Below are 21,491 nucleotides of genomic sequence, written 5' to 3'. Positions count from 1 at the left end.
CCATAACGACATGATTCGACTCGTTCACAAACATCACGACGGCGCCGTCCAGATCAATGCCACGGCCGTTCTGGACTTCGACGCCCGCCAGAAGTCGCGTCAGCGCATCGTGCTCGATAGCGGGGGCGCGGCGGGCGTCGTGCTGGCGCGCGGCACGACGCTGTCCGATGGCGACGTGCTCACCGACGCCGACCGACTTTTTTTCGTGCGGATCGTCGCCGCCGCCGAGTCGCTGTCGTACGTGCATTGCGTCGATCGCCTGCTGCTGAACCGCATCTGTTACCACCTCGGGAATCGGCATGTGCCGCTGCAGGTCCATGCCGATGCGGTCGCCTATCGGCACGACCATGTGCTGGACGCCATGGTGACCGGTCTCGGCGGTCGGCCGCAGTTCTGTCAATGCGCTTTTCATCCCGAGCCCGGCGCCTACGATCAGCACGGTCACGGTCACGGTCACGGTCACGGTCACGAGCACGAGCACGAGCACGAGCACGAGCACGAGCACGAGCACGCGGCGGCGCCGCTGCCGGACGGGAGCCTGACTCGCGCCCATGGCTGAAGCCGACGAGGCGCTCGCGCTGCAGCGATTGCTGCAACTCGCCAGCCCATCGCTGCCGGTCGGTGCTTTCGCGTATTCCGAAGGGCTGGAAGCCGCGGTCGAGCGCGGCTGGCTGCGCCATGAGCGCGATGTACGCGACTGGCTCGCGGCCAGTCTGGAGGCGACGCTCGTACCGCTCGATCTGGCGATCTATGGCCGGTTGCATGTGGCTTGGGAAGCCGGGGATATCGGGTGCGTGCAGGATTGGAGCCGATATCTGCTGACCTCGCGCGAGACCGCCGAACGCCGGGCTCAGGAACGTCATCTCGGACACGCGCTCGCCACTTTGCTCGACGGTATGGGCGAGGCGGGCGCTGCCGATTGGCGCATCGGCGGGGCGCAGGCCGATGATGTGTCGTTCGCAGCCCTCTGGGCTCTGGCGGCCACACGCTGGCGGATCGATGCCCGCAGTGCGGCGTCGGGGCTGGCATGGGCCTGGCTAGAAAACCAAGTGTTGGCGGCCGTGAAACTCGTGCCGCTGGGGCAGACGCGCGGCCAGATCCTGTTGTTCGAACTGGCACAGCATGTGCCGGCGGCGGTCGCGCGCGCCTTTGAGCTGACCGATAAGGAGTTGGGCGGATCGCTGCCCGGCGTCACTCTGGCCAGCACCGCTCACGAAACGATGTATTCACGGCTCTACCGGTCGTGATCGATCACCTGCAAGAGGTAAGTATGGACAAGCAATCGCCGCTGCGCGTCGGTATCGGTGGCCCGGTGGGATCCGGCAAGACGGCACTGACCGATGCGTTGTGCAAGGCCATGCGCGACAAGTATTCGATTGCCGTCGTGACCAACGATATCTATACCCGCGAGGACGCCGATTTCCTGATTCGCAGCGGCGCCTTGCCGGAAGAACGGATTCGCGGCGTGGAGACGGGAGGCTGCCCGCATACCGCGATTCGCGAGGATGCCTCGGCCAATCTGGCCGCCATCGACGAACTGACCGCGACGTTCGACGATCTCGACGTAATCCTGATCGAAAGCGGCGGCGATAACCTGGCCGCGACGTTCTCGCCGGAACTGTCGGATCTGACTCTTTATGTCATCGACGTCTCGGCCGGCGACAAGATCCCGCGCAAGGGCGGTCCGGGCATCACGCGTTCGGATCTGCTGGTGATCAACAAGACCGATCTGGCGCCATATGTCGGGGCCTCGCTCGACGTTATGGATCGGGACGCCAAGATGATGCGCGGCGATCGTCCAACGCTGTTCACCAACCTGCGTGCCGGCGATGGGCTGACTGACATCATGGCGTTCATCGAACGCGAAGGCGTGCTGGCATAGCGGGGATCAACGCTCCGCTCTGGTGCAAATGCACCGGGTCGGGGCGTCTGACGCGTTGTTGAGCGCTTGCGCAAGCACAGGGCCCGCCCCCGGTGCACGTCGATACAGGGCTGGCTGGTAGCTGGCATCAACATTGCTCTGAACACCACTCGAGTTTCCAACCGGTGATCGATGTGGCCAGTACGAGCGAAACGCTGTTCCGTCCCGAGGACGATGCCTCCGGCGCAAAGAACGAGACGCTGGAGGACTACACCCTGCGTTATGCGCCGCATTCCTTTCGGCGCTGGGGGCCGATGACGGTGGCCATCACGGCACTCGGCGGGATTGCCTATCTGGCCGATTTCTCGATCGGCGCGAGTATCGCGATCAGCTACGGCACGGCAAATGCCATTCTGGCGATCCTGTTTGCGGCCGCGCTCATCTTCATCACCGGCCTGCCGGTGGCGTATTACGCGGCGCGCTACAACATCGATCTGGATCTGATCACGCGCGGCGCCGGTTTCGGCTACTACGGCTCGGTGCTCACCGCGATCATCTTTGCGTCGTTTACTTTCATCTTCTTCGCCCTCGAAGGCTCGATCATGGCCCAGGGCTTGCTCGTCGGCCTCGGCATCCCGCTCTGGCTGGGTTACCTGATCGCCACGATGATCGTGCTGCCGCTGGTGATCTACGGCATGAAGGCACTGTCGAAACTCCAGCTCTGGACTACGCCGTTCTGGCTGGTCCTGATGGCGGCGCCGGTCATCTATCTGGTCTCGGCCAAGCCGCAGGTGGTGGGTGACTGGCTGCAATATACCGGCACGCAAGGCTACGGCGGTGTCAGTCTCGCAGCGGTCATGTTGGGCGCCGGTGTCGTGCTCGCCTTGATGGGCCAGATCGGCGAGCAGATCGATTATCTGCGCTTCATGCCGGCGAAAACGGCCGACAACCGTCGCCAGTGGTGGACGGCGGTGCTGGCGGCCGGGCCGGGCTGGGTCGTGCTCGGCGCGATCAAACAGATGATCGGCGCGCTGCTGGCGTTCTATCTGCTGTCGAAGGTCGCGGGCTCCGCCGCCACCGAGCCGGTCCGCCAGTTCGTCTCGATCTTTTCCGACATGGTGCCGATGTGGCTGGCACTGGCGTTGTCCGTGGTGCTGGTCGTGATCAGCCAGATCAAGATCAACGTCACCAATGCCTATTCGGGGTCGCTCGCCTGGACCAATGCCTTCACCCGCATCACGCGGCATTACCCGGGGCGCGTGGTGTTCGTGGTGGTCAACGTTAGTATCGCGCTGGCGCTCATGGAAGGCGATATGTTCGCCGTACTGAACAACATTCTGGGCTTTTACTCCAATTGCGCGATCGCGTGGGTGGTCGTCGTAGCCACGGATATCGTGATCAACAAGTACATGCTGGGTATTTCGCCCAAGCTACCGGAGTTCCGGCGTGGCATGCTGTACCCGATCAATCCGGTCGGCACGGTATCGTTCATCCTCGCCGCGGGACTGGCCATTGCGGCCTACTTCGGCGTGCTGGGCGCGTTTCTGTCGTCCTATCCGCCGTTGATCGCGGTGGCGGTCGGCGTGGTGTGTCCTCCGATTCTGGCGATCGCTACGCGCGGGCGGTTCTATCTGCGAAAGAGCGAAGACGGCGTCAATGCGCCGCGCTTCACCGAGGACGGCACGCCGTCCAGCGCGATATACGCCTGCACGGCCTGCAACGCCGATTTCGAACGGCCCGACGTGCTGTATTCGGCCCACCACAACGGGGTGGTCTGCTCCTTGTGTCGTGCCGTGGAGCCGCTCGGGGCGAGTTAGCGTGCACTAGCCATTGCACCGGGTGATCTGCGTAAAGAGCGCAGCCAAGGCGCTCGTCGCACGTTACGGTTGGACGGAGGGTTTCGATGTACAGGGATGTCCGGTTTGAAGCATGAACTTGACGCCGGGCGTCGCGGTGCGTCGGTTCGCGGTGTGGTTGTCGCGGTCGCGCTGCTGCATCTCGCCGGATTCGCGGTGTTGGCACTGGCCGCGACCCAGGGCGTGCTGTTGTTCGGTCTGGCCGGATTGGCCTATCTGTTCGGCTTGCGGCATGCCTTCGATATCGACCATATCGCCGCCATCGACAACGTCACGCGCAAGCTCGTGCGCGATGGTCGCCGCGCGACATCGGTGGGATTCGCATTCTCGCTCGGGCATTCGACCGTCGTGTTCCTGTTGTGTTTGCTGACGGCGCTATTTGCCCGCCAGGTCAACGCACATATGGGGGATATTGCCGGCCTGGGCGGGGTGATCGGCACCATCGTGTCGGCCACGTTTCTCGGCCTGATCGGCGTGCTCAATCTCCAGGTCCTGCGGGGCCTGTGGCGCCAGCGCCGAATGCCGGCTTCCGATCGCGATGCAACGGTCGAGGCGTTGCTGGCTCGGCGTGGTGTCATGTCGCGATGGATCGGCCGCGGCTATCGCTGGGTCGACGCCGGATGGAAGATGTATCCCGTGGGCGTGGCCTTTGGCCTGGGCTTCGATACGGCCACAGAGGTCGCGTTGCTGGGCCTGTCTGCCACGGCGGCACAAAACACGCTGTGGTCGCCCTGGATGATCATGGCGCTGCCGTTGCTGTTCGCCGCCGGTATGACGCTGATGGACTCCGCCAACGGCTATTTCATGCAACGGGCTTATGGCTGGGGGCAGGCCGGGGCCGGCCGGCGCCTGGGCTTCAATATTGCGGTCACCGCGTTTTCCGTGACGGTTGCGCTGTTGGTAAGTCTGCTGGAATGGGGCGAGCTGATCGTCGACCAATGGGCGCCAGGCGGTTGGCTCGCCCGTAGCTTGGCCTTGTTGCCCAGTGGATTGATGGGCGCGGCCGTGGTGCTGGTTTTCTTGCTGGCGTGGGCGCTGTGGTATCGCCGGCATCGACGTGCCCCGAGCGTGATGCCGACGGGGTGACCCGGTCCGGCGACGCGATTAGACGCGCCGCCGGGTCCGTTGTCGATCAGCCCCAGGCCCGTTACTGAGCCTGTTCGAGGGTCGGGTAATCGGTATAGCCGTGCTCGTCGCCGCCATAGAAGGTCGACGGGTCCGGCTCGTTCAGCGCCGCATCCCGAGCGAAGCGGGCCACGAGGTCCGGATTGGCGATGTAGGGCCGGCCGAAGGCGGCACCGTCGCCGTAATCGTCCTCGATCAGCTTTTCGGCACGCTCGGCCGTGTAGTGGCCACAGTAGATCAGCGCGCCGCTGGCGAAGCGCTGGCGCATCGCGGCCCGGAAATCGTCGGTGAGCTTGATATCGCCGCCGGCCCAGTCCGGTTCGTTGATGTGCAGATAGGCCAGGCCGCGTTGTTCGAGCTGCTCGGCCAGATGGAAGGCCATGGCTTTGGGCTCGTCGTCGGTCAGGCCGAAGATCTCGATGAACGGGGAAATGCGGATACCGACCCGATCGGCGCCCATCACCTCGACCACGGCATCGACGACTTCGAGCGTCAGCCGTGCACGGTTTTCCACCGAACCGCCGTAGGCGTCCGTGCGTTTATTGGCGCCGGTGGCCATGAACTGCTGCAGTAGATAGGCGTTGGCGGCATGCACTTCCACCATGTCGAAGCCGGCCCGCTTGGCACGGATCGCTGCCTGGCGGTATTCGTCGATGACGTCCGGAATTTCTTTGGTTTCCAGGGCGCGCGGGGTCGATGTCGGATGATTCCCCGAGCTGCCGTCCTCGAACTCGACGTAGCATTCCGCGCCTTCGGCCTTGAGCGCGCTGGGCGCGACCGGCTTGCGGCCGTCCGGATGCACCATTCCATGGCCGATGCGGCCGACGTGCCAGAGCTGCAGGCACATGCGCCCACCGGCGTCGTGCACCGCGTCGACCACCTTCGACCAGCCGGCCTCCTGTTCGTCGGTGAAAATGCCCGGGGTATAGACATAGCCACGGGCCGATTCGGAGATGTTGGTGGCCTCCGAGATGATCAGCCCGGCATTGGCGCGCTGGGCATAATAGGTCTGCTGCATCTCGCCCGGTACCAGATCGGGGCAGCGGGCGCGCGTGAGCGGCGCCATGACAACGCGATTAGGCAGTTCCAGCGAGCCGAAGCGAATCGGTGAAAGCAGTTTGTCGTAAGGCATGAATATCCTTGATGAACACTAACGCGTTTGATTTGACGGCGTTTTTCGCAAAATCAACGGGGCGCGATCAATTCGTGCTCGATACAGTCAGCGTGCCTTTCATGCCGGCCCGGAAATGGCCCGGGAACGTACAGATGTATTCATAGTCGCCGGTCTTTTTCGGCGCGGTGAAGGTCACCGTGTCGCTATGGCCGCCGCCGACCATGGCGGTATGCGCAATGATGCGATTGCTCATGGATTTCGGAATGTAATCGTTGTTCGCGGCGCTTCGGGCCGCGTTGTCGAAGGCGCCGGCATCGGTGCCTTGCTTGAGCAACACCCAGTTGTGCGACATGGCCGAGGCCGGCAGATGCGATTTGTTCACCAGCTTGATCGTGACTTTCTGGCCAGGCGCAACGGTGATGTGGTCCTGAGAGAAACGCAGATCATTGCGTCCCACAATGGTGAAGCTCTGGGCCGGGGCCGCGACGGCGGTCGCGGCGACGAACAGCAGAACACTGGCGACAATCAGACGACGAAACATCGAGAACTCCTTTGAGGGCCGATTAGCCCGGCCCGTCGAGCGCATGAGGATCGGACATCGCAATGGGCGCGACGTTCCGGCGCGGTGTCCGGAACTTATACGAACGAGCGCTCAGAATTGGATCACCTGTCGAATGGCTTCGCCCGCGGCCAGACGCTCGAAGCCGAGGTTGATCTCGTCGAGCGTCAGACGATGGGTGAGCAGCCGATCGACCGGCAGCCGGCCTGCCTGATAGAGCGCGATATAGTCCGGGATATCGAGCTTGGGCACGTGGCCGCCGAGGTAGGAGCCGAGCAGGCGGCGCTCCTGTGCCACCAGCGTCAGCGCCGGCAGCGACATGCGCGAATCGGGATGCTGCAGGCCGGCGGTGACGGTCGTGCCGCCCTTGCCGGTAGCGGCAAAGGCGAATTCGAGCGCCTTGTCGACGCCGGCGAACTCCGCGGCCAGATCCACGCCCCCACCGGTGAGATCACGAATCTGTTCGAGCGCGTGTTCGTCGCGGGTATCGACGGTCGCGGTGGCGCCCAGCGAGCGCGCGGTTTCCAGCTTGTCCGGCGCGATGTCGGCCGCGATGATCTGCGATGCGCCGCCGGCGATGGCCCCCAGTACGGCCGACAGCCCGACACCGCCCAGGCCAACCACCAGCACACTCTGACCGAGCCGCATCCGTGCGGTCTGCAACACGGCCCCGACGCCGGTCAGCACCGCACAACCGAAGACCGCGGCGATATCGAAATCCAGCGATTTGTCGATCCGGATCAGCGACTCGGTGGCGACCACGGCATATTCGGCGAAACCGGAGACACCGAGATGGTGATGCACTTCATGGCCGTTCTGCGACAGCCGGCGTCCGCCCGACAGCATCACGCCGGCGTTGTTCGCCTCGGCCCCGGGCGTGCAGAGTGCGGCGCGGCCGTCGGCACAGTACGGGCAATGGCCGCAGCTGGGCACGAAGGCACACACGACATGATCGCCGATCGCGAAATCGGTCACGCCTTCGCCGAGTTCCACGATCTCGCCGGCGGCCTCGTGGCCTAGCACCATCGGCGTGGGCCGCGGGCGATTGCCATCGATGCTCGACAGGTCGGAATGACACAGCCCGGCGGCATGCATTTTGACCAGGACTTCGCCCCGAGCCGGGCCGGCCAGCTCCACGGTCTCGATCGACAACGGTTTGGATTCGGAATACGGGCGTTTCGGACCCATTTCGTGCAGTACGGCGGCACGGGTTTGCATAGCGACCTCGCGAGCTGCGCCGGCGGCGCGGGCATAGGCACGTGCCGCCGCGTTGGTATAAATCAATCGGAGCCAGACTACATGAGCCCGGCATGCAGCGCCGAGACACAGCGGATTTAGATTTGTCGCCCCGCCTGTTGCACAATGCAGCGCTGACTCCAATCCAGCTCGCTCGAACCGATGGAAGCCACGCAACGCACCTATCCCGTCGAAATCGCCGGACTCAAGCGCGACCTGCCCCTGTTCCAGGTGGCGTCGGGCGTCCGCATCGCCGTGCTCAACGTGCTGGGCGACACCGCGTTGGTGCAGGCGGCCGCGAGCGGGCTGGCCAATCGGCTGGCGGCACTCGACTACAGCGTGCTGGTGACCGCGGAAGCCAAATCGATTCCGTTGGTGCATGCGTTGTCGGTGGCAACGGCGCGTCCCTATGTGGTGCTGCGTAAGAGCTACAAGCCTTATATGGGTGATGCGCTGTCGGCGACGACGCGGTCGATTACCACCGGCGACGAGCAGACGCTGTATCTGGATGCCAAGGATCGAGAGCTGGTGTCCGAGGCGCGCATCGTGCTGGTCGACGACGTGATCAGCTCCGGTTCCACGCTGGAAGCAATGCGCAAGATCATGGGTCATGCCGGGGCCATCATCGCCGGCGAGGCCGCCATCATGACCGAAGGCGATCGCAGCGACTGGTCCGATGTCATCGCGCTCGGTCATCTGCCGATCTTCGACGGCAGCGAGGCGGCCGTCGACTGACGTCATCGGGCCAGTGACCCGACCGGCGGGCTAGGGCGTGTTGAGGTTTCGTGCGAGCGCCGCGTTGGCGTCCGCAAATCGTGTCCGGCAAGGCGCGAGCCGCCGTGTCGTGGCGCGTCACGATCCAGGCTCGCAACGCCGCCGGGCGGGATTTGCGGCCCAACCCGAAGGGACAAGCGCCCTTAAATTAACGACACGACGGCAATACAGCGTTGTAGCTCTCTCGCGTAGAACGACTACGCCACGTTCGCTACGCCTCGTCTTGCCGCAAAACAGCGCTTGGCGCGGGCTCGCCCGAAACCTCAACACGCCCTAACACGCTATAAAAAAGGGCGGCCCTGAGGCCGCCCTGATGACTGAACTTCAGCCCTTCAGATGGCGCTCGAAAAACGCCATGCTGCGCTGCCAGGCCAGCTTGCTGGCTTCGGGATCGTAGTAGTCCCATTCTTCGTTGCCGAACGCGTGCTGGGCATCGTAGCGATAGCATTCGTGCTCGACGTTGCCGGCTTCGAGTTTCTTCTCGAAGGCATCGGCCTGTTCGATCGGAAAGAACGTGTCCTGCGTGGCGAAATGACACTGCAGCGGCACGTCGATCGCGCTGGCATCCCCGGCCTCGTCCGGCGGAATGCCGTACCACGACACGGCCACGTCGGTTTCCGGCACGTGCATGGCCGCCAGCACGGCCAGAACGCCACCCATGCAGAAACCGATCACGCCGACCGACTCGCTATCGGCCTTGAGATATTGGACGGCGCCGCGCACGTCCTGCGTGGCCGCGTCGGTGAAATCCAGATCGTCCATCTTGTGTTCGGCTTCGGCCGCGTCCAGGGCCTTCTCGCCGCGATACAGATCGGGAATCAGGACGCGATAGCCGGCGTCCGTCCACTGTTTGCCGACCCGCTTGATCTGGTCGTTCAGGCCCCACCATTCCTGGATCACGACGATCCCGGGCGCGTTCGATTGGCCCTCCGGCTCGGCGTAAAAGCCCGGCGCCTTGGCGCCGTCCGGTCGGGTGAATTCGATCTGTTGACCCATCAATAATCCTCGTTGTCGTTCAGTGCACTCATCCTAGGGCGTGTTGAGGTTTCGTGCGAGCGCTGCGTTGGCGTCCGCAAATCGTGTCCGGCAAGGCGTGAGTCGCCGGCTCTGGGTGTGCTGCGGCTCAGAGTCGCAACGCCGCCGCGCGGGACCAACCCGAGCCGTGCGCGCGGCAATACGGGCATATGCCGCCGCGCCAGCGCTCTGACATGGGCCCCGAGTGCAGCATCCAAGTCAAAAAACGGCGACAGGTCAGCTGGATGAATCATATCGATCGATCGTGACGTGGATTGTTGCGGGCGCGTGTTTTGACAGGACGTGCGATAGCCGGCAAAAAAACGGATTCCGGGGAAGCGCACGGGACAAACTATGCAGGGCGGAGCGGTTGAGCGGCCACGCCGGAGCCAAGTCGCGGGCGAAAGCGGCTTCACGTTGATCGAGCTGATGATCGTCGTCGCGATCATCGGCATCCTGGCGTCGATTGCCGTACCGTTGTATCGCCACTACGAGACGCGCGCCAAGGTCAGCGAGGGCCTGATACTCGCCCAGCCGCTCAAACAGGCCGTGGCCGAGTACTACAGCACGCATGGGCACCTACCGAAGAGCAATTCCTGGAACGGCGTGCTGGCGGAGCTGAACATGCCCAGCGGCAACGACGGGGCGGCGAGCGGCCGTTACGTCCAGCGTATCTGGTGGCACAACGATCCGGACGCACCCGGGATTTATATCAAGTACAGCGGCGGCTCGATCCAGGACCGGGTGGTCTATCTGAATGCCGATTTCGGTTCAGGCGCGATCCGTTGGGATTGTACGGCCCCGGCAGAGGACGACAGCACCAATCCGGGCGTGCCCGCGGACGATCTGCCTGCCAGCTGTCGTTGAGGGCGGGTCCTGCCATGTTGTATCGCGATCGCTTGATCGAACTCTCCGACCGAAGTCTGACGATCAAGCACTACTACTTTCCCCTAGGGCGTGTTGAGGTTTGGTGCGAGTCCGCGCCAAGCGCTGTTTTGCGGCAAGACGAGGCGTAGTGCGCGCGGTGCAGTCACTCTGCATAAGCGTGCTACAACGCTGGATTGCCGCAAAACAGCGCTTGTCCCTTCGGGTTGGGCCGCAAATCCCGCCCGGCGGCGTTGCGAGTCTGGGTCGTGGCACGCCACGACGCGGCGGCTCGCGCCTTGCCGGACACGATTTGAGGACGCCAACGCGGCGCTCGCACGAAACCTCCACACGCCCTGGCAACCGCCAAGATCGTGCCGCTGAACGATATCGTGCGCGTGCAGGCGTTCAAGCCTGGTTTTGGCCATGGTCGCTTCCGGCTCTGGGGGACGGGCGCACCCGATGTGTGGTTCGCGTGCGACTGGCGACGTCCGGCGCGCGATTGCTTGTTCCGAGTCAGGCTCCGCAGCCAGCGCATCGAACCGGCCTTCAGCGCCGAGCGGCCCGAGCAATTGAAATCCATTCTGGCCGCCCGGGGGTTGCTGGCGACCTGACGCCGGCCGCGCGCGGGCCCGGAGATGGTTCTTAATCGCCATGCTTGAAGCGGCGTAGCTGGCGGCGCTGTTTCTTATCCGGTCGCGTCGTGGGGCGCGGCATCGAGATCCTCGCGGCACGCCGTTCGGCAGCCCGCTCGGCGCGTCGTTCACGGCTGGCCTCGGTTTCGCTATACAGCGTCTCAGCCTGGGTGGCCGGGCCGCGCTTGTCCGACACGTCGACGATATCGATCTCGAAAACGACTTCGCCCTTGGTGATCCGCAGCTGTTGCCCGGCGCGCACGTTGGCGCTGGGTTTGGCCTTGTGTCCGTCGATCTCGACCTTGCCGCCCTTGACCGCGGTCGACGCCAGGCTGCGCGTCTTGAAAAAACGTGCGGCCCAGAGCCATTTGTCGACCCGAACGGCAGGGGCGGCCGTGGATTCCGACTTGCGTGATGCCTGATTCATGTCGAGACTTTGACAGGCCATGCCCTTCAGGCCAAGACGTGCTCGATCGATTTCGTCTCTATTACCGGCTCGCCGTCGAGGGTGACGGCCGTGTGACCACTCGGGTGGGGCGGCCTCCTGCGGGCTTCGTGTCCGCTGTGGCTGATATCGTGCGCCTGCACGGTATCGAACGGGGCACGATCGAATGCCGGGGCGGCGGATCGGCAGCGCGACTGCGGTTCAGCGGGGGATTCCCGGAGCGCGGCCGACAGGCCATCCGCAATGTCTGGAAACCGCCAGTTGGCCCGGGCCCTGGTGGCGGGCGGCGCGCGACCGGCTGACGCATCGCGATTGTCGGGTTATGGTCAAAGTCTTCACCATCAATCCGACCGGCCATGATTACGGTCCATCATCTTGCCGATTCGCGTTCCCAGCGCGTGTTGTGGTTGCTCGAAGAACTGGAGATTCCCTACGAGGTCGAGCGTTACGCTCGGGATCCCAAGACGATGCTGGCGCCAGAGGCCCTCAAGCGCGTGCATCCCCTCGGGAAATCGCCGGTGATCACGGATGCGCATCGCACGGTGGCCGAGACCGGGCTGATCGTCGATTACATCGTGCGCGAGCACGGCGGTGGCCGCCTCGCCCCAGCCCCGGGGAGTGAGGAGTACTTGCGCTATCAGTACTGGCTGCACTACGCCGAGGGCTCGCTCATGCCGCCGTTGTTGCTGCAATTCGTATTCGATACCGTCGAAACGAAAGCGCCATGGCTGGCTCGGCCGATGGCGCGCGCCATCTCGGGACAGGTCAAGAAGCAGTGGATCCGGCCGCAGCGGTTGCTGCATTTCGACTATCTGGAAAACGAACTACGCAGCCACGAGTGGTTCGTCGGCGACACGTTCAGCGCGGCCGATATCATGCTCAGTTTTCCGATCGAGGCCGCGGTATCGCGGGGCGGGGCGGGCGAGCGTTGTCCGAAGCTGCGTGAATTCGTTGCGCGGATTCATGCTCGGCCGGCCTATCGGCGCGCCCTTGAGCGTGGCGGGCCCTACGCGTATGCATAAGCGCCGCGCATGAAAAAGCCCGGCCGGAGCCGGGCTTGATATCGATCGCGAGATCGAACGGGCTCGGCGCTTATTAGCTGCCGCTGTTCGAACCGGCCGACTGCTGCAGCTTGCCGCGCACGCTCTTCATCTCGGAGATGAGCTGCTGGGTCTTCGGATTCTGCTTGTTCATGGCCGAAATAGTGTCCTTTTCGAGCTTCTGACCCGACTTCTGGACATCCGGCTGCGACAGCGCGGCGTTGCGTGCCTTAACCATCTTCTGGCGTTCTTCCTGGAAGTTCTGCATGACCTGCTTGCGCTGCTTGTCGCTCAGCTTGCCGGACTGCAGCTTCTTGGCCATCGACTGCATGCGCTTCTGGCCTTCATTGATGTCGTAGCCCTGCTTCTTGATGGCGCTCTTGACCTGATCCTGGAACTGCTGCTGCTCCTTGGCCAGCCCCGGATTGTTCTTGATGGTCTTGTCGTGAATCTGCTTGAGCTGCTGCGCGTCCGAGCGGTACGTCTTCATCAGCTGCTGTGTGTTGTTCTGGCCGCTGCTGTCGGCCGCGACGGCCATGCCCGTGAAGGACAGCGCGGCAATCGCCAGCGCGCAGAGGGTGCAAACACGTTTGATCATAGAAAAACCTGTTGGTATGAAATTAGCCGAATCGCTTGTGACCGCAGAAAAGCATAACAGTTGCATTAAGACGGCCAAAAAATTGCGATCAGTGCGTCTGAGCCGCGCATGCGCGATATCAACGCCGTGAAGCGAGCCGATCGGCGGCTCGCGTCGTCTCCGGCAGGCGATAACGAGTCAGCGTACGCGCCGTCCATTCGATCGCCGTACCGAGATCGATACGATGCCCGGGCGATATGAAGATCGGCTTAACGCCGACCCGCGACCGTAGCACCGCCCCTATGGTCTCATGCCCGTCCATGAGTGGGGTCCAGGCCAGCCGTTGTTCCGGGGCGGGATCGTGGCGACCGGTCAGGCGTTTCTTGCCGACGCCGATCGTGGGCAGCCCGCTGACCAGACCCAGATGCGTCGCGACGCCCAGGCGCTTGGGATGCGCAATACCGTGGCCGTCCACCATCAACAGATCGGGTAGGGCGGAAAGTTGTTCCAAGGCATCGAGCGCGGCCGGAATTTCGCGAAACGACAGCAGGCCCGGGATATAAGGCATGCGCGTCGGGCGCCGCACCAGCGCCTGTTCGACCACGCTGAGATCGGACGGGTCAAGCACGACGATGGCGGCACGCGTCGTCTCGCCGCCATCCTCGAAGCCGATATCCACGCCGGCCACGGTCCGAATATCGGCCGGTAGCGAGTTGTGGGTATCCACATGTTCGGCGATTGCGTCCTGAATCGCGCGCCCGGCCCGCGCCTCGCGCGGCCAGGCATGCTCGATTCGTCGGCGGCCATCGGCGGTTTCCCGGAGGGTCGGGGTCGGAGTCGGTTCTGCTTCCATACGAATTCTCGAGGCTCGGCCCGCAGCGATGGCGGCATCGCGATGATCGGGCGAAGGACGGCGGGCGATCATGCATCGTGCCGCTTGATGCCCGTCGACGTGAATCCGGATGAAACAGGACCGAGGTCGGGGTTATCCGGACTCGCGATCGTCTGCGAAGCGGCGCATGATCTCGATCGTCTCGTCGGAGACATGGTGTTCCATGCCCTCGGCGTCCTGACGAGCCGTGTCTTCCGACACCCCCAGCGCCCGCAAAAAACGCAGCACCACGATATGGCGCTCACGCGACAGGCGGGCCATCTCGTGGCCGGCCTCGGTGAGAAAGATCGAGCGATAAGGCTGGCTGGTCACGAGACCGGACTCGGTCATGCGCCGGATCATCTTGCCCACGGTGGCCTGGGTGACGCCCATGCGCTGGGCCAGTTCGACTGCGCGTGCCTCGCCCTTGGCATCGATCAGATCCGCGATCAGCTCGACGTAGTCTTCGATCAGCTCGGTCTCGTGCGCCTTGCGCACATTGCTGTACTGCCGCGCGTGGATCTGCGGGTCGAGGAGTTCGCCCGACGTATCGTCGCGCAGGACGTGATCCAGCTCTTGTGCCGAGGGCCGTGCATTCATAGTGGCGTCATTATAGCGGTTCAGCCGGGGCCACGTGTGGCCGGCCCGCGCAGGGTGTCCATCACCGCTTTGGTGCTCGGGCGCATGCCGCGCCATAGCGCGAACGACTCGGCGGCCTGTTCCACCAGCATGCCAAACCCGTCACGCCCGGCCGCGACGCCGTGCTCGGCGGCCCAGCGTAAAAACGGCGTCGGCGCGTCGGCATAGATCATGTCGTAGACCGCGCCAGCGCGAGCCAGGATGCGCGGGTTCAGCGCGGGCATCGTGCCTTCAGTGAGTCCGGCGGAAATCGCGTTGATCACCAGATCGGCGTCCTCGGGCAGCGCGTCCAGCCCGCAGGCGATGACCTCGCCCATGCCGGCACAGGCGGTGGCGATCGCGCGGGCCTTGTCGATGCTGCGATTGGCGATCGTGATGCGTGCTGCCCCGGCAGCCAGCAGACTTGGCACGACCCCGCGTACCGCGCCGCCGGCGCCCAGAATCAACACATGGCGTCCGGCGACCGTCGCCCCCAGGTTGTCGACCAGATCGGCGACCAGCCCGGCGCCGTCAGTATTGTCGCCCAGCAGGCCATTAGGTGTGGTTTTCAACGTGTTCACCGCGCCCGCGCGTTCGGCCCGCTCGGTCAGCCGATCGGCGAACTCGGCCGCGGCCAGCTTGAAGGGCAGGGTAACGTTCAGGCCGGCACCGCCTGCGCCGAAGAATTCGCCTGCGACGCGCTCGAAACCGTCTGTAGGCGCCGGCAAGCGCGTGTATTCCATGACCTGGCCGCACTGCTCGGCGAACAGGCGATGAATATCGGGCGAGCGGCTATGGTCGACCGGATGGCCGATAACGGCATAGCGATCGGGAGCTGACGACATGGAATGAATGCTCGCTGCGGGCACGGGCGGCTATCGTGACCAAGCCGCCGACCGCGCGCAAACATTTACCGGGTCGCGGGCGTCGGACCGTAATGGGTCAATGCATGCAGCGAGGCGATGCTCGCCGAGCCGGGCACCGTACAGGCAGCGAACACATCATGCACCGGCAGGTCCTCCAGGCAGGCATGATGTGCCAACGGGCATTCGCGCTCGCGACAGGGCGAACAGTCCATGCCGCGCCATAGCCGCTGCGAGGTGGCGGCCAACGGCGGGGCATAATCCGGATCGGTCGAGCCGTATAGGCCGATCACGCTCGGAGCGGTCGCCGCGGCGAGGTGCATGACGCCGGTATCGTTGCCGACAAACTGTGTAGTCAGCGCGGCGAGATCGACGATATCGAGCAGGCTCGTACGTTCGGCCAGGTTCACGCCGTAGCGCGGAGCGGCCGCAGCCATGGCTTCGGCCACCTCGCGATCCGCCGCGCTGCCGAAGATCCAGCAAGCCTGGCCGGCCGCATCGAGGCGGGCGGCGAGCGCGGCGTAGTGACGCATCGGCCAGGCCTTGGCGCCGCCATAAGCCGCGCCTGGGGCAAAACCGACGGTCGGCCGCTCGAGACTCAGCCCCAGCTCAGCCACGAGTTCCTGCTGGCGCGCGGCATCGACGGTCAGACGCGGCCAGTGCATCGTATCGAGCGAGTCGCCGTCGGCCGCCAGACCGAGCAGGGCGTAATGCTCGGCCTTGAGCGGATAACGGGTGTTGTCGAGCGTGCGGACATCGTTGATCAGGCCAAAGCGCAGTTCGCCACGATAGCCGGTACGCCAGGGGATCCCGGCGAGCCACGGCACGAGCGCGGCCTTGGCGCTGCGCTGAAGCACGATGGCCTGGTCGTAGCGGCGTTCGCGTAGTGCCCGCGCGGCTTCGCGGCGCCGGCGCCAGGCCAATTCGCCGTGTTCGATGTTCATGATCACGGCGTCATCGACTTCCGGCATGCGCGCAACGAGCTGTGCGGTCGATGCCGGTGCCAAGACATCCAGGGTTGCCGAGGGTAGCCGCGCGCGCAGACCCATGAACAGGCTCTGGGCCATCACCATATCGCCGATCCAGGATGGACCGACGACCAGAACACGCTCCGGCTGCCGAATCATCGCGACGTTATTCGGCCAGCCAGCGCGCGGCGTCCTTGGCGAAATAGGTCAGTACGCCATCGCAACCGGCGCGCTTGAAGCTCATCAGGCATTCCAGCACGGCGGCGCGTTCGTCCAGCCAACCGTTGTTGATGGCTGCCTTGAGCATCGCGTACTCGCCGGAGACGTGATAAGCGAAGGTGGGCACGCCAAAGGTTTCCTTCACGCGATGGATGATGTCCAGATACGGCATGCCCGGCTTGACCATCACCATGTCCGCGCCTTCCTTGAGATCGAGCGCGACCTCGCGCAGCGCCTCGTCGGTATTGGCCGGGTCGACCTGATAGGTGCGTTTGTCGGCCTTGCCGAGATTGGCCGCGGAACCGACCGCTTCCCGGAACGGGTTGTAGTAGCAGGAGGCGAACTTGGCCGCGTACGACATGATGACTGTATTGACGTGACCATCGCCCTCGAGTGCTTGGCGCATGGCGGCGATGCGACCGTCCATCATGTCCGACGGCGAGACGATATCGGCGCCCGCCTCGGCGTGAGCCCGCATCTGCTCGGCCAGGATGCCGATGGTTGGATCGTTGATGACATAGCCGTCCTCGTCGATCACGCCGTCCTGGCCGTGACTGGTATAGGGATCGAGGGCGACATCGGTCATGACGCCGAGCTGCGGGAATTCGGCCTTGATGGCTCGGATCGACTGCGGGATCAGACCGTCCGGATTGGCCGCCTCGGCGGCATCGGGGGTCTTCTTCGACGGGTCGATGACGGGGAACAGCACGAGGGCCGGGATGCCGAGCTCGACCGCTTCGGCGGCCTCGCGAATCAATCCGTCAAGCGTATGCCGGCGTACGCCCGGCATGGCGGCGACGTCCACGGCCTCGCCCTCGGTGACGAACACGGGATAGATCAGATCGTCGACCGACAGACGGTTTTCGCGCGCGAGACGCCGAGTGAAATCGTTGGCGCGGGCGCGACGCAGACGGGTGGCCGGAAAATGGCCGGGGAAAGTGTGTGGCATGACAAACCCTTCGGGTGCAATGTTGGCGCCGACGATAGAACCGCCCGGGCAGCGATTCAACTCCGGGCCGGCGGCGCGCGGCGATATCGGTGTAATATACAGGATTCTAGCCGCCTGGCCGGCCGATGGCACGCGATTGAGTCGCGCGCCGTAAGCGGTCACACTAGGACGATCGATTGGGGATCGTGGTCGACGATGGCAGCCCTATATTTGTTTGAAGTGCGCTCCGCTGGTGCAGGGCGGCAGGATGGCTGAACGCGAACAGCTGGCCGAATGGCTCGCGGCTACGGCGCGTGGCGACGAGCAGGCGTTCAAGCGCTTGTATGCCGCGACGTCGCCGCAACTCTATGCGTTGCTGCTGCGTATTCTTCGTAGCCCGGAAAGGGCACAGGATGCACTGCAGGATGCGTATGTGCGTATCTGGCAGAAAGCCGATACCTACTCGCCGGAGCGTGGCGCGCCCTTGACCTGGCTGTTGTCGATTGCGCGTTATCGGGCGCTGGACCTGCTGCGGCGTCGGCGGCCGGAAGTCGCCATGCCGGAGGAGCCGGACCGCGTCGCCACGCTTCTGGAGGACGAACAGAGCTTGTCGCCCGCACAGGAAAACGAGAATCAGCAGTCGTTGGCTGCGATCAATGCCTGTCTGGCACAGCTGTCCGACGAGCAGCGCGAGAGCGTGCTTCTGGCTTATTACGAGGGATTGACGCACCAGGAACTGGCCGAGCGTATGAATGCGCCACTCGGCACGGTCAAGAGTTGGATCCGACGTGGCCTTCTGCGTCTGCGTGATTGTCTGGCGGAGGGTTCGTCATGACGATGCCCGAGCACGACGAGCTGGATCTGATCGCGGCCGAGTATGTCCTCGGCACGCTCGATCCGGAAGAGGCCCGCGCCTTCCAGCAGCGTCTGGTGGACGACGCCGCGGCGCGTACTCGCCTGGCCGCCTGGGAGCAGCGCCTGGCCCGCCTCGGTCTGGATTTGGAGCCGGTCGAGCCGCCCGCGCATGTCTGGGAAGGCGTAGCGCGTCATACCGGTATCGCCCGGACGGAATCTGCCGTGTCGAGCCCGGCCGTGGCACCTGCGGCGGCGGCCAACGACGCACCTCGGGTGCGGCGTTGGCGGCGCTTGGCCATGGCGGCCTCGGTGGCGGCGGTACTGCTCGCCGGACTGGCGGTCTACGAACTGCCGCTCTGGCACGAAGGCGCTACGTCCGCTCCCAGCTATGCCAGCGTCATCTACGACAAGCCTACGGGCATGAGCTGGCTGGTGACCTCCACCGCCGACGGACGCAAACTGTCGGTGGAGGCCATGGGCGATTTCAACGTGCCCTCCGGCAAGATGCTGCGCATGTGGATCAAGTCGGCGAATGGTAAACCGGAGCTGATTGGTCAGTTGCCGCATACGCGCGGGCACTACACGATGCCGCTGTCGGCCAAGCTGCGGGCGCAGCTCGGCGATCACAGCGAGATCATGGTCTCGATGGAAGACACCTCGCGCGCCGGTACCACTACGCCGGGCGGCAAGCTGATGTGGGTGGCACCGGTGGCGCATCGCACCGGTTGATCGGTCCAGCGCCGAGTGGTCCAGAGCCTATTGGAATGGGCTCTGGGCCTGTTAGGGACTGTTGCCGTTTCGTGCGCGCGCCGCGTTGGAGCCCGCAAATCGCGCCCGGCAAGGCGCGAGTCGCGCCCTGCGGCGTTGCGCGGCTTAGAGCCTATTGAAATAGGCTCTTAGTCTGCGAATAACAAAGCCCGCGCTACGCGCCTTGCCGGATCACCATTGGGGCAGCAACGCGACCGGCGCGGGGCGTGTCAGCAGATCCTAATCGGTGCCGGCCTGTTGGTGGGAGATATTGGCTTCGGAGTTTAGCGCCCAGTCGAAGTCGTAGCCATCAATATGCTGCGTCACTTCCAGATGCGCCGACAGGCCCGGCGAAGCGTAGCGACGGATCTGATTGATCACGCCACGCGGGTCGCCGCCGAAGTCTTGCTTGTACCAGTCGTAGATTTTCGAAAGCTTCAGCTGGCCATTGTCGAAATGCACGCCTTCCGGTGAGTCGACGTAGTCCTCGGCGTTCAAGTAAAGCGCTGTGTAGACATTGCTGCCGGTATAGGCGCTCTGGCGGATACTGGGACAGGATATAGCGCCGCAGCTCAGACCATAGAGCGTCAGACCGTCGGTCCAGATCGGGCGCAGGATACGCCGGGCGATGTCGTTGAGTGTCAGCTTCTGGCCTTCGACCTTCAAAACCTTTTTCTGCCACGGTCCGTGGTGTAGCAGCGTGCCGACATCGCGGATCGAATCGACCGGGTAGTGCTGTAGCACCAGATCGATCGTTTCCGCGTTGTAGAGATTCAGCCAATACGCCCGCTGCACCTGGCGGTTGTAGTGATCGATATCGACCTTCTCCAGCGTCTGGATGTATTGCTCGAGCTTTTGTCGATCGGCAGCGGAGACGTCGCCGTAACGCACGCCGTTCGGGCCGTCCTGATGCACCACCACGTACTTCTTCAGGAAAGCATCGTAGGCGCTGTTGTCGATCGTGGCCGTCGATTTGTCATCGTGGGCTTTCCAGCGCGCCCATAGATCGGCCTTGGATTCGGATTGTGCCTGGGCTGCGACACTGATCAGGCTCAGGCCGAATGTAACGATCCAGAACAGGCGGCGCATGAAGGTCTCCGGTAAAAAAACAAGGCAGGAACACGTCGGGTGTAACCCAGATTAGCCGGGCGACGCGCGGCTTACAAATTGCAGAAATAGTGTGCCAACGTTTTGATATCGATAAAAAAAGCCGGCGCGAGGCCGGCTTTGTCTAACGCAACGGATACCCGTGCTTACAGCAGATGGGCGACCGCTTCGCGCTCGCTGCGCAGTTCGTCCTCGGTCGCCTGCATGCGTTCGCGGGCGAAGTCGTTGATCTCCAGATCCTGGACGATCTTGAACTCGCCGTTGTCGCAGGTGACCGGGAACGAATACATGATGCCCGGCTCGATGCCGTAGCTGCCGTCGGCCGGAATGCCCATGCTCACGATCTGGCCATTGGTGCCGGACACCCAGTTGCGCATGTGGTCGATGGCGGCACTCGCGGCCGATGCGGCACTGGAGGCGCCGCGGGCTTCGATGATCGCCGCCCCCCGTTTTTGCACGGTTGGGATGAAGTCGTTCTCGTACCAGTCCTGATCGACCAGATCGAGCGCGGCCTGACCCTTGACCGTGGCGTGCGACAGATCGGGGAACTGGGTCGAGCTGTGGTTGCCCCAGACCATCATGCCGTCGATGTCGGTCACCAGCGTGCCGGTCTTTTGCGCCAGCTGGGACAACGAACGGTTGTGGTCCAGGCGCATCATGGCCGTGAACTGATTGCGATTCAGATCGGGCGCGTTTTCGGCCGCGATCAGCGCGTTGGTGTTGGCTGGATTGCCGACCACCAGCACCTTCACGTCGCGCGCGGCGTAGTCGTTCAGCGCCTTGCCCTGCACCGAGAAAATATCGCCGTTGGCCTTGAGCAGGTCCGAGCGCTCCATGCCCTTGCCGCGCGGCTTGGAGCCGACCAGCAGGGCATAGTTGGCGTCATAGAACGCTTCTTCGGGGTTGTCGGTGCCGTGGATTTCGGTCACCAGCGGGAACGCACAGTCGTTGAGTTCCATGATCACGCCCTTGAGCGCGTCCATGGCCGGCGGGATTTCCAGCAGTTGCAGGATGATCGGCTGGTCGTGCCCGAGCATTTCGCCGGTGGCGATACGAAAGATCAGGGAATAGCTGATCTGGCCGGCGCCCCCGGTCACGGCAACGCGTACGGGATCTTTCATGGCGGCTCCTTGATTGAACGACTTGGCGTGGTTGCGAATCGGCGGGCCGGCATCGCGAAGCCGGCCACGGCAATGAACGGCAAGCCGAGGCGCC

Annotated in this window: 25 protein-coding genes; 12 read left to right on the top strand and 13 right to left on the bottom strand. The window is 64.0% G+C overall.

Annotated features, from left to right (window positions below; genetic code table 11):
• The first annotated feature begins 10 nt into the window (after positions 1-10).
• The 5 genes from ureE to C41B8_RS01115 all read left to right on the top strand — a co-directional run bounded on the left by ureE (position 11) and on the right by C41B8_RS01115 (position 4,803).
• Positions 11-559, top strand: coding sequence for an urease accessory protein UreE (gene ureE / locus C41B8_RS01135; RefSeq protein WP_051882641.1), 549 nt, complete (start codon positions 11-13; stop codon positions 557-559).
• The gene (locus C41B8_RS01130) at positions 552-1,247 is read left to right on the top strand and encodes an urease accessory protein UreF (RefSeq protein ID WP_037332895.1); all 696 of its coding nucleotides are present in this window, start codon (positions 552-554) and stop codon (positions 1,245-1,247) included. Before ureE ends, C41B8_RS01130 begins: the two co-directional genes overlap by 8 nt.
• A gap of 23 nt (positions 1,248-1,270) precedes the next feature.
• Positions 1,271-1,882, top strand: a complete 612-nt coding sequence (gene ureG, locus C41B8_RS01125; RefSeq protein ID WP_037332892.1) for an urease accessory protein UreG — start codon at positions 1,271-1,273, stop codon at positions 1,880-1,882.
• A gap of 173 nt (positions 1,883-2,055) precedes the next feature.
• Complete coding sequence (locus C41B8_RS01120; protein WP_051882700.1) at positions 2,056-3,678, top strand: purine-cytosine permease family protein; 1,623 nt, start codon at positions 2,056-2,058, stop codon at positions 3,676-3,678.
• Positions 3,679-3,783: 105 nt separating this feature from the next.
• Positions 3,784-4,803 (top strand): HoxN/HupN/NixA family nickel/cobalt transporter, encoded by a 1,020-nt coding sequence (locus tag C41B8_RS01115; RefSeq protein ID WP_198024987.1) that lies wholly within the window; start codon positions 3,784-3,786, stop codon positions 4,801-4,803.
• A 61-nt stretch (positions 4,804-4,864) separates the two neighbouring features.
• On the opposite strand, the gene C41B8_RS01110 is transcribed toward C41B8_RS01115, so the two are convergent.
• The 3 genes from C41B8_RS01110 to C41B8_RS01100 all read right to left on the bottom strand — a co-directional run bounded on the left by C41B8_RS01110 (position 4,865) and on the right by C41B8_RS01100 (position 7,733).
• Positions 4,865-5,974 carry an alkene reductase gene (locus C41B8_RS01110; RefSeq protein ID WP_037332890.1) on the bottom strand — a complete coding sequence of 370 codons (1,110 nt, stop codon included), beginning with the start codon at positions 5,972-5,974 and terminating at the stop codon, positions 4,865-4,867.
• 67 nt (positions 5,975-6,041) lie between these two features.
• The gene (locus tag C41B8_RS01105; protein ID WP_037332888.1) at positions 6,042-6,497 is read right to left on the bottom strand and encodes a plastocyanin/azurin family copper-binding protein; all 456 of its coding nucleotides are present in this window, start codon (positions 6,495-6,497) and stop codon (positions 6,042-6,044) included.
• Between the two features lie 111 nt (positions 6,498-6,608).
• Positions 6,609-7,733, bottom strand: a complete 1,125-nt coding sequence (locus C41B8_RS01100; protein WP_037333146.1) for a zinc-dependent alcohol dehydrogenase family protein — start codon at positions 7,731-7,733, stop codon at positions 6,609-6,611.
• 180 nt (positions 7,734-7,913) lie between these two features.
• Here C41B8_RS01100 and C41B8_RS01095 point away from each other — a divergent pair, with 180 nt between their 5' ends.
• Entirely contained in the window at positions 7,914-8,486 is a 573-nt protein-coding gene (locus C41B8_RS01095; RefSeq protein ID WP_037332887.1) for a phosphoribosyltransferase family protein, read from the top strand.
• 363 nt (positions 8,487-8,849) lie between these two features.
• Here the strand turns inward: C41B8_RS01095 and C41B8_RS01090 are convergent, their stop codons facing one another.
• Complete coding sequence (locus tag C41B8_RS01090) at positions 8,850-9,521, bottom strand: dienelactone hydrolase family protein (RefSeq protein WP_037332886.1); 672 nt, start codon at positions 9,519-9,521, stop codon at positions 8,850-8,852.
• Positions 9,522-9,893: 372 nt separating this feature from the next.
• Between C41B8_RS01090 and C41B8_RS20995 the strand changes: the two genes are divergently transcribed.
• Positions 9,894-10,406 (top strand): pilin, encoded by a 513-nt coding sequence (locus C41B8_RS20995; protein WP_084188358.1) that lies wholly within the window; start codon positions 9,894-9,896, stop codon positions 10,404-10,406.
• Positions 10,407-10,777: 371 nt separating this feature from the next.
• Complete coding sequence (locus C41B8_RS01080; protein WP_037332884.1) at positions 10,778-11,017, top strand: hypothetical protein; 240 nt, start codon at positions 10,778-10,780, stop codon at positions 11,015-11,017.
• A 31-nt stretch (positions 11,018-11,048) separates the two neighbouring features.
• On the opposite strand, the gene C41B8_RS01075 is transcribed toward C41B8_RS01080, so the two are convergent.
• The gene (locus C41B8_RS01075) at positions 11,049-11,465 is read right to left on the bottom strand and encodes an RNA-binding S4 domain-containing protein (protein ID WP_037333143.1); all 417 of its coding nucleotides are present in this window, start codon (positions 11,463-11,465) and stop codon (positions 11,049-11,051) included.
• Between C41B8_RS01075 and C41B8_RS21085 the strand changes: the two genes are divergently transcribed.
• Complete coding sequence (locus C41B8_RS21085; RefSeq protein WP_156962362.1) at positions 11,453-11,785, top strand: DUF3634 family protein; 333 nt, start codon at positions 11,453-11,455, stop codon at positions 11,783-11,785. The two genes, C41B8_RS01075 and C41B8_RS21085, sit on opposite strands and share 13 nt — an antisense overlap.
• 54 nt (positions 11,786-11,839) lie before the next feature.
• Entirely contained in the window at positions 11,840-12,505 is a 666-nt protein-coding gene (locus C41B8_RS01070) for a glutathione S-transferase (RefSeq protein WP_037332882.1), read from the top strand.
• A gap of 73 nt (positions 12,506-12,578) precedes the next feature.
• Here the strand turns inward: C41B8_RS01070 and C41B8_RS01065 are convergent, their stop codons facing one another.
• From C41B8_RS01065 to hemB, 6 genes are all read right to left on the bottom strand, one after another.
• Positions 12,579-13,121, bottom strand: a complete 543-nt coding sequence (locus tag C41B8_RS01065) for a hypothetical protein (RefSeq protein WP_037332879.1) — start codon at positions 13,119-13,121, stop codon at positions 12,579-12,581.
• 118 nt (positions 13,122-13,239) lie between these two features.
• Entirely contained in the window at positions 13,240-13,953 is a 714-nt protein-coding gene (gene nfi / locus C41B8_RS01060) for a deoxyribonuclease V (RefSeq protein ID WP_084188371.1), read from the bottom strand.
• 132 nt (positions 13,954-14,085) lie between these two features.
• Complete coding sequence (mntR, locus tag C41B8_RS01055) at positions 14,086-14,571, bottom strand: manganese-binding transcriptional regulator MntR (protein ID WP_051882638.1); 486 nt, start codon at positions 14,569-14,571, stop codon at positions 14,086-14,088.
• Positions 14,572-14,591: 20 nt separating this feature from the next.
• The gene (gene aroE / locus C41B8_RS01050; protein ID WP_037332878.1) at positions 14,592-15,434 is read right to left on the bottom strand and encodes a shikimate dehydrogenase; all 843 of its coding nucleotides are present in this window, start codon (positions 15,432-15,434) and stop codon (positions 14,592-14,594) included.
• 65 nt (positions 15,435-15,499) lie between these two features.
• Positions 15,500-16,579 (bottom strand): lipopolysaccharide heptosyltransferase II, encoded by a 1,080-nt coding sequence (gene waaF / locus C41B8_RS01045; protein ID WP_051882636.1) that lies wholly within the window; start codon positions 16,577-16,579, stop codon positions 15,500-15,502.
• Positions 16,580-16,586: 7 nt separating this feature from the next.
• The gene (gene hemB / locus C41B8_RS01040) at positions 16,587-17,588 is read right to left on the bottom strand and encodes a porphobilinogen synthase (RefSeq protein ID WP_037333136.1); all 1,002 of its coding nucleotides are present in this window, start codon (positions 17,586-17,588) and stop codon (positions 16,587-16,589) included.
• A gap of 247 nt (positions 17,589-17,835) precedes the next feature.
• Between hemB and C41B8_RS01035 the strand changes: the two genes are divergently transcribed.
• Both C41B8_RS01035 and C41B8_RS01030 read left to right on the top strand, forming a co-directional pair.
• On the top strand, positions 17,836-18,402 hold the full coding sequence (locus C41B8_RS01035; RefSeq protein WP_037332876.1) for a sigma-70 family RNA polymerase sigma factor: 567 nt from the start codon (positions 17,836-17,838) through the stop codon (positions 18,400-18,402).
• Positions 18,399-19,151: an anti-sigma factor gene (locus C41B8_RS01030; RefSeq protein WP_037332874.1), complete on the top strand. Its 753-nt coding sequence runs from the start codon at positions 18,399-18,401 to the stop codon at positions 19,149-19,151. Before C41B8_RS01035 ends, C41B8_RS01030 begins: the two co-directional genes overlap by 4 nt.
• 258 nt (positions 19,152-19,409) lie before the next feature.
• Here C41B8_RS01030 and C41B8_RS01025 read toward each other — a convergent pair whose 3' ends face one another.
• Together C41B8_RS01025 and C41B8_RS01020 are read right to left on the bottom strand one after the other, a co-directional pair.
• Positions 19,410-20,258 carry a DUF547 domain-containing protein gene (locus tag C41B8_RS01025; protein WP_037332872.1) on the bottom strand — a complete coding sequence of 283 codons (849 nt, stop codon included), beginning with the start codon at positions 20,256-20,258 and terminating at the stop codon, positions 19,410-19,412.
• A 164-nt stretch (positions 20,259-20,422) separates the two neighbouring features.
• Positions 20,423-21,397, bottom strand: coding sequence for a malate dehydrogenase (locus C41B8_RS01020; protein ID WP_037332871.1), 975 nt, complete (start codon positions 21,395-21,397; stop codon positions 20,423-20,425).
• Between the last annotated feature and the right edge of the window lie 94 nt (positions 21,398-21,491).

Origin of the sequence: Salinisphaera hydrothermalis C41B8 (assembly GCF_000732535.1) — a bacterium.
GTDB lineage: Bacteria > Pseudomonadota > Gammaproteobacteria > Nevskiales > Salinisphaeraceae > Salinisphaera > Salinisphaera hydrothermalis.
This window is presented reverse-complemented; position numbering and strand designations above follow the sequence as displayed.

Bases quoted from the DNA above. Each gene is read 5' to 3' on its own strand.
- ureE (WP_051882641.1), top strand. From the start codon at position 11: ATGATTCGACTCGTTCACAAACATCACGACGGCGCCGTCCAGATCAAT.
- C41B8_RS01130 (WP_037332895.1), top strand. From the start codon at position 552: ATGGCTGAAGCCGACGAGGCGCTCGCGCTGCAGCGATTGCTGCAACTC.
- ureG (WP_037332892.1), top strand. From the start codon at position 1,271: ATGGACAAGCAATCGCCGCTGCGCGTCGGTATCGGTGGCCCGGTGGGA.
- C41B8_RS01110 (WP_037332890.1), bottom strand. From the start codon at position 5,974: ATGCCTTACGACAAACTGCTTTCACCGATTCGCTTCGGCTCGCTGGAA.
- C41B8_RS01105 (WP_037332888.1), bottom strand. From the start codon at position 6,497: ATGTTTCGTCGTCTGATTGTCGCCAGTGTTCTGCTGTTCGTCGCCGCG.
- C41B8_RS01100 (WP_037333146.1), bottom strand. From the start codon at position 7,733: ATGCAAACCCGTGCCGCCGTACTGCACGAAATGGGTCCGAAACGCCCG.
- C41B8_RS01095 (WP_037332887.1), top strand. From the start codon at position 7,914: ATGGAAGCCACGCAACGCACCTATCCCGTCGAAATCGCCGGACTCAAG.
- C41B8_RS01090 (WP_037332886.1), bottom strand. From the start codon at position 9,521: ATGGGTCAACAGATCGAATTCACCCGACCGGACGGCGCCAAGGCGCCG.
- C41B8_RS20995 (WP_084188358.1), top strand. From the start codon at position 9,894: ATGCAGGGCGGAGCGGTTGAGCGGCCACGCCGGAGCCAAGTCGCGGGC.
- C41B8_RS21085 (WP_156962362.1), top strand. From the start codon at position 11,453: ATGCCTGATTCATGTCGAGACTTTGACAGGCCATGCCCTTCAGGCCAA.
- C41B8_RS01075 (WP_037333143.1), bottom strand. From the start codon at position 11,465: ATGAATCAGGCATCACGCAAGTCGGAATCCACGGCCGCCCCTGCCGTT.
- C41B8_RS01070 (WP_037332882.1), top strand. From the start codon at position 11,840: ATGATTACGGTCCATCATCTTGCCGATTCGCGTTCCCAGCGCGTGTTG.
- C41B8_RS01065 (WP_037332879.1), bottom strand. From the start codon at position 13,121: ATGATCAAACGTGTTTGCACCCTCTGCGCGCTGGCGATTGCCGCGCTG.
- nfi (WP_084188371.1), bottom strand. From the start codon at position 13,953: ATGGAAGCAGAACCGACTCCGACCCCGACCCTCCGGGAAACCGCCGAT.
- mntR (WP_051882638.1), bottom strand. From the start codon at position 14,571: ATGAATGCACGGCCCTCGGCACAAGAGCTGGATCACGTCCTGCGCGAC.
- aroE (WP_037332878.1), bottom strand. From the start codon at position 15,434: ATGTCGTCAGCTCCCGATCGCTATGCCGTTATCGGCCATCCGGTCGAC.
- waaF (WP_051882636.1), bottom strand. From the start codon at position 16,579: ATGATTCGGCAGCCGGAGCGTGTTCTGGTCGTCGGTCCATCCTGGATC.
- hemB (WP_037333136.1), bottom strand. From the start codon at position 17,588: ATGCCACACACTTTCCCCGGCCATTTTCCGGCCACCCGTCTGCGTCGC.
- C41B8_RS01035 (WP_037332876.1), top strand. From the start codon at position 17,836: ATGGCTGAACGCGAACAGCTGGCCGAATGGCTCGCGGCTACGGCGCGT.
- C41B8_RS01030 (WP_037332874.1), top strand. From the start codon at position 18,399: ATGACGATGCCCGAGCACGACGAGCTGGATCTGATCGCGGCCGAGTAT.
- C41B8_RS01025 (WP_037332872.1), bottom strand. From the start codon at position 20,258: ATGCGCCGCCTGTTCTGGATCGTTACATTCGGCCTGAGCCTGATCAGT.
- C41B8_RS01020 (WP_037332871.1), bottom strand. From the start codon at position 21,397: ATGAAAGATCCCGTACGCGTTGCCGTGACCGGGGGCGCCGGCCAGATC.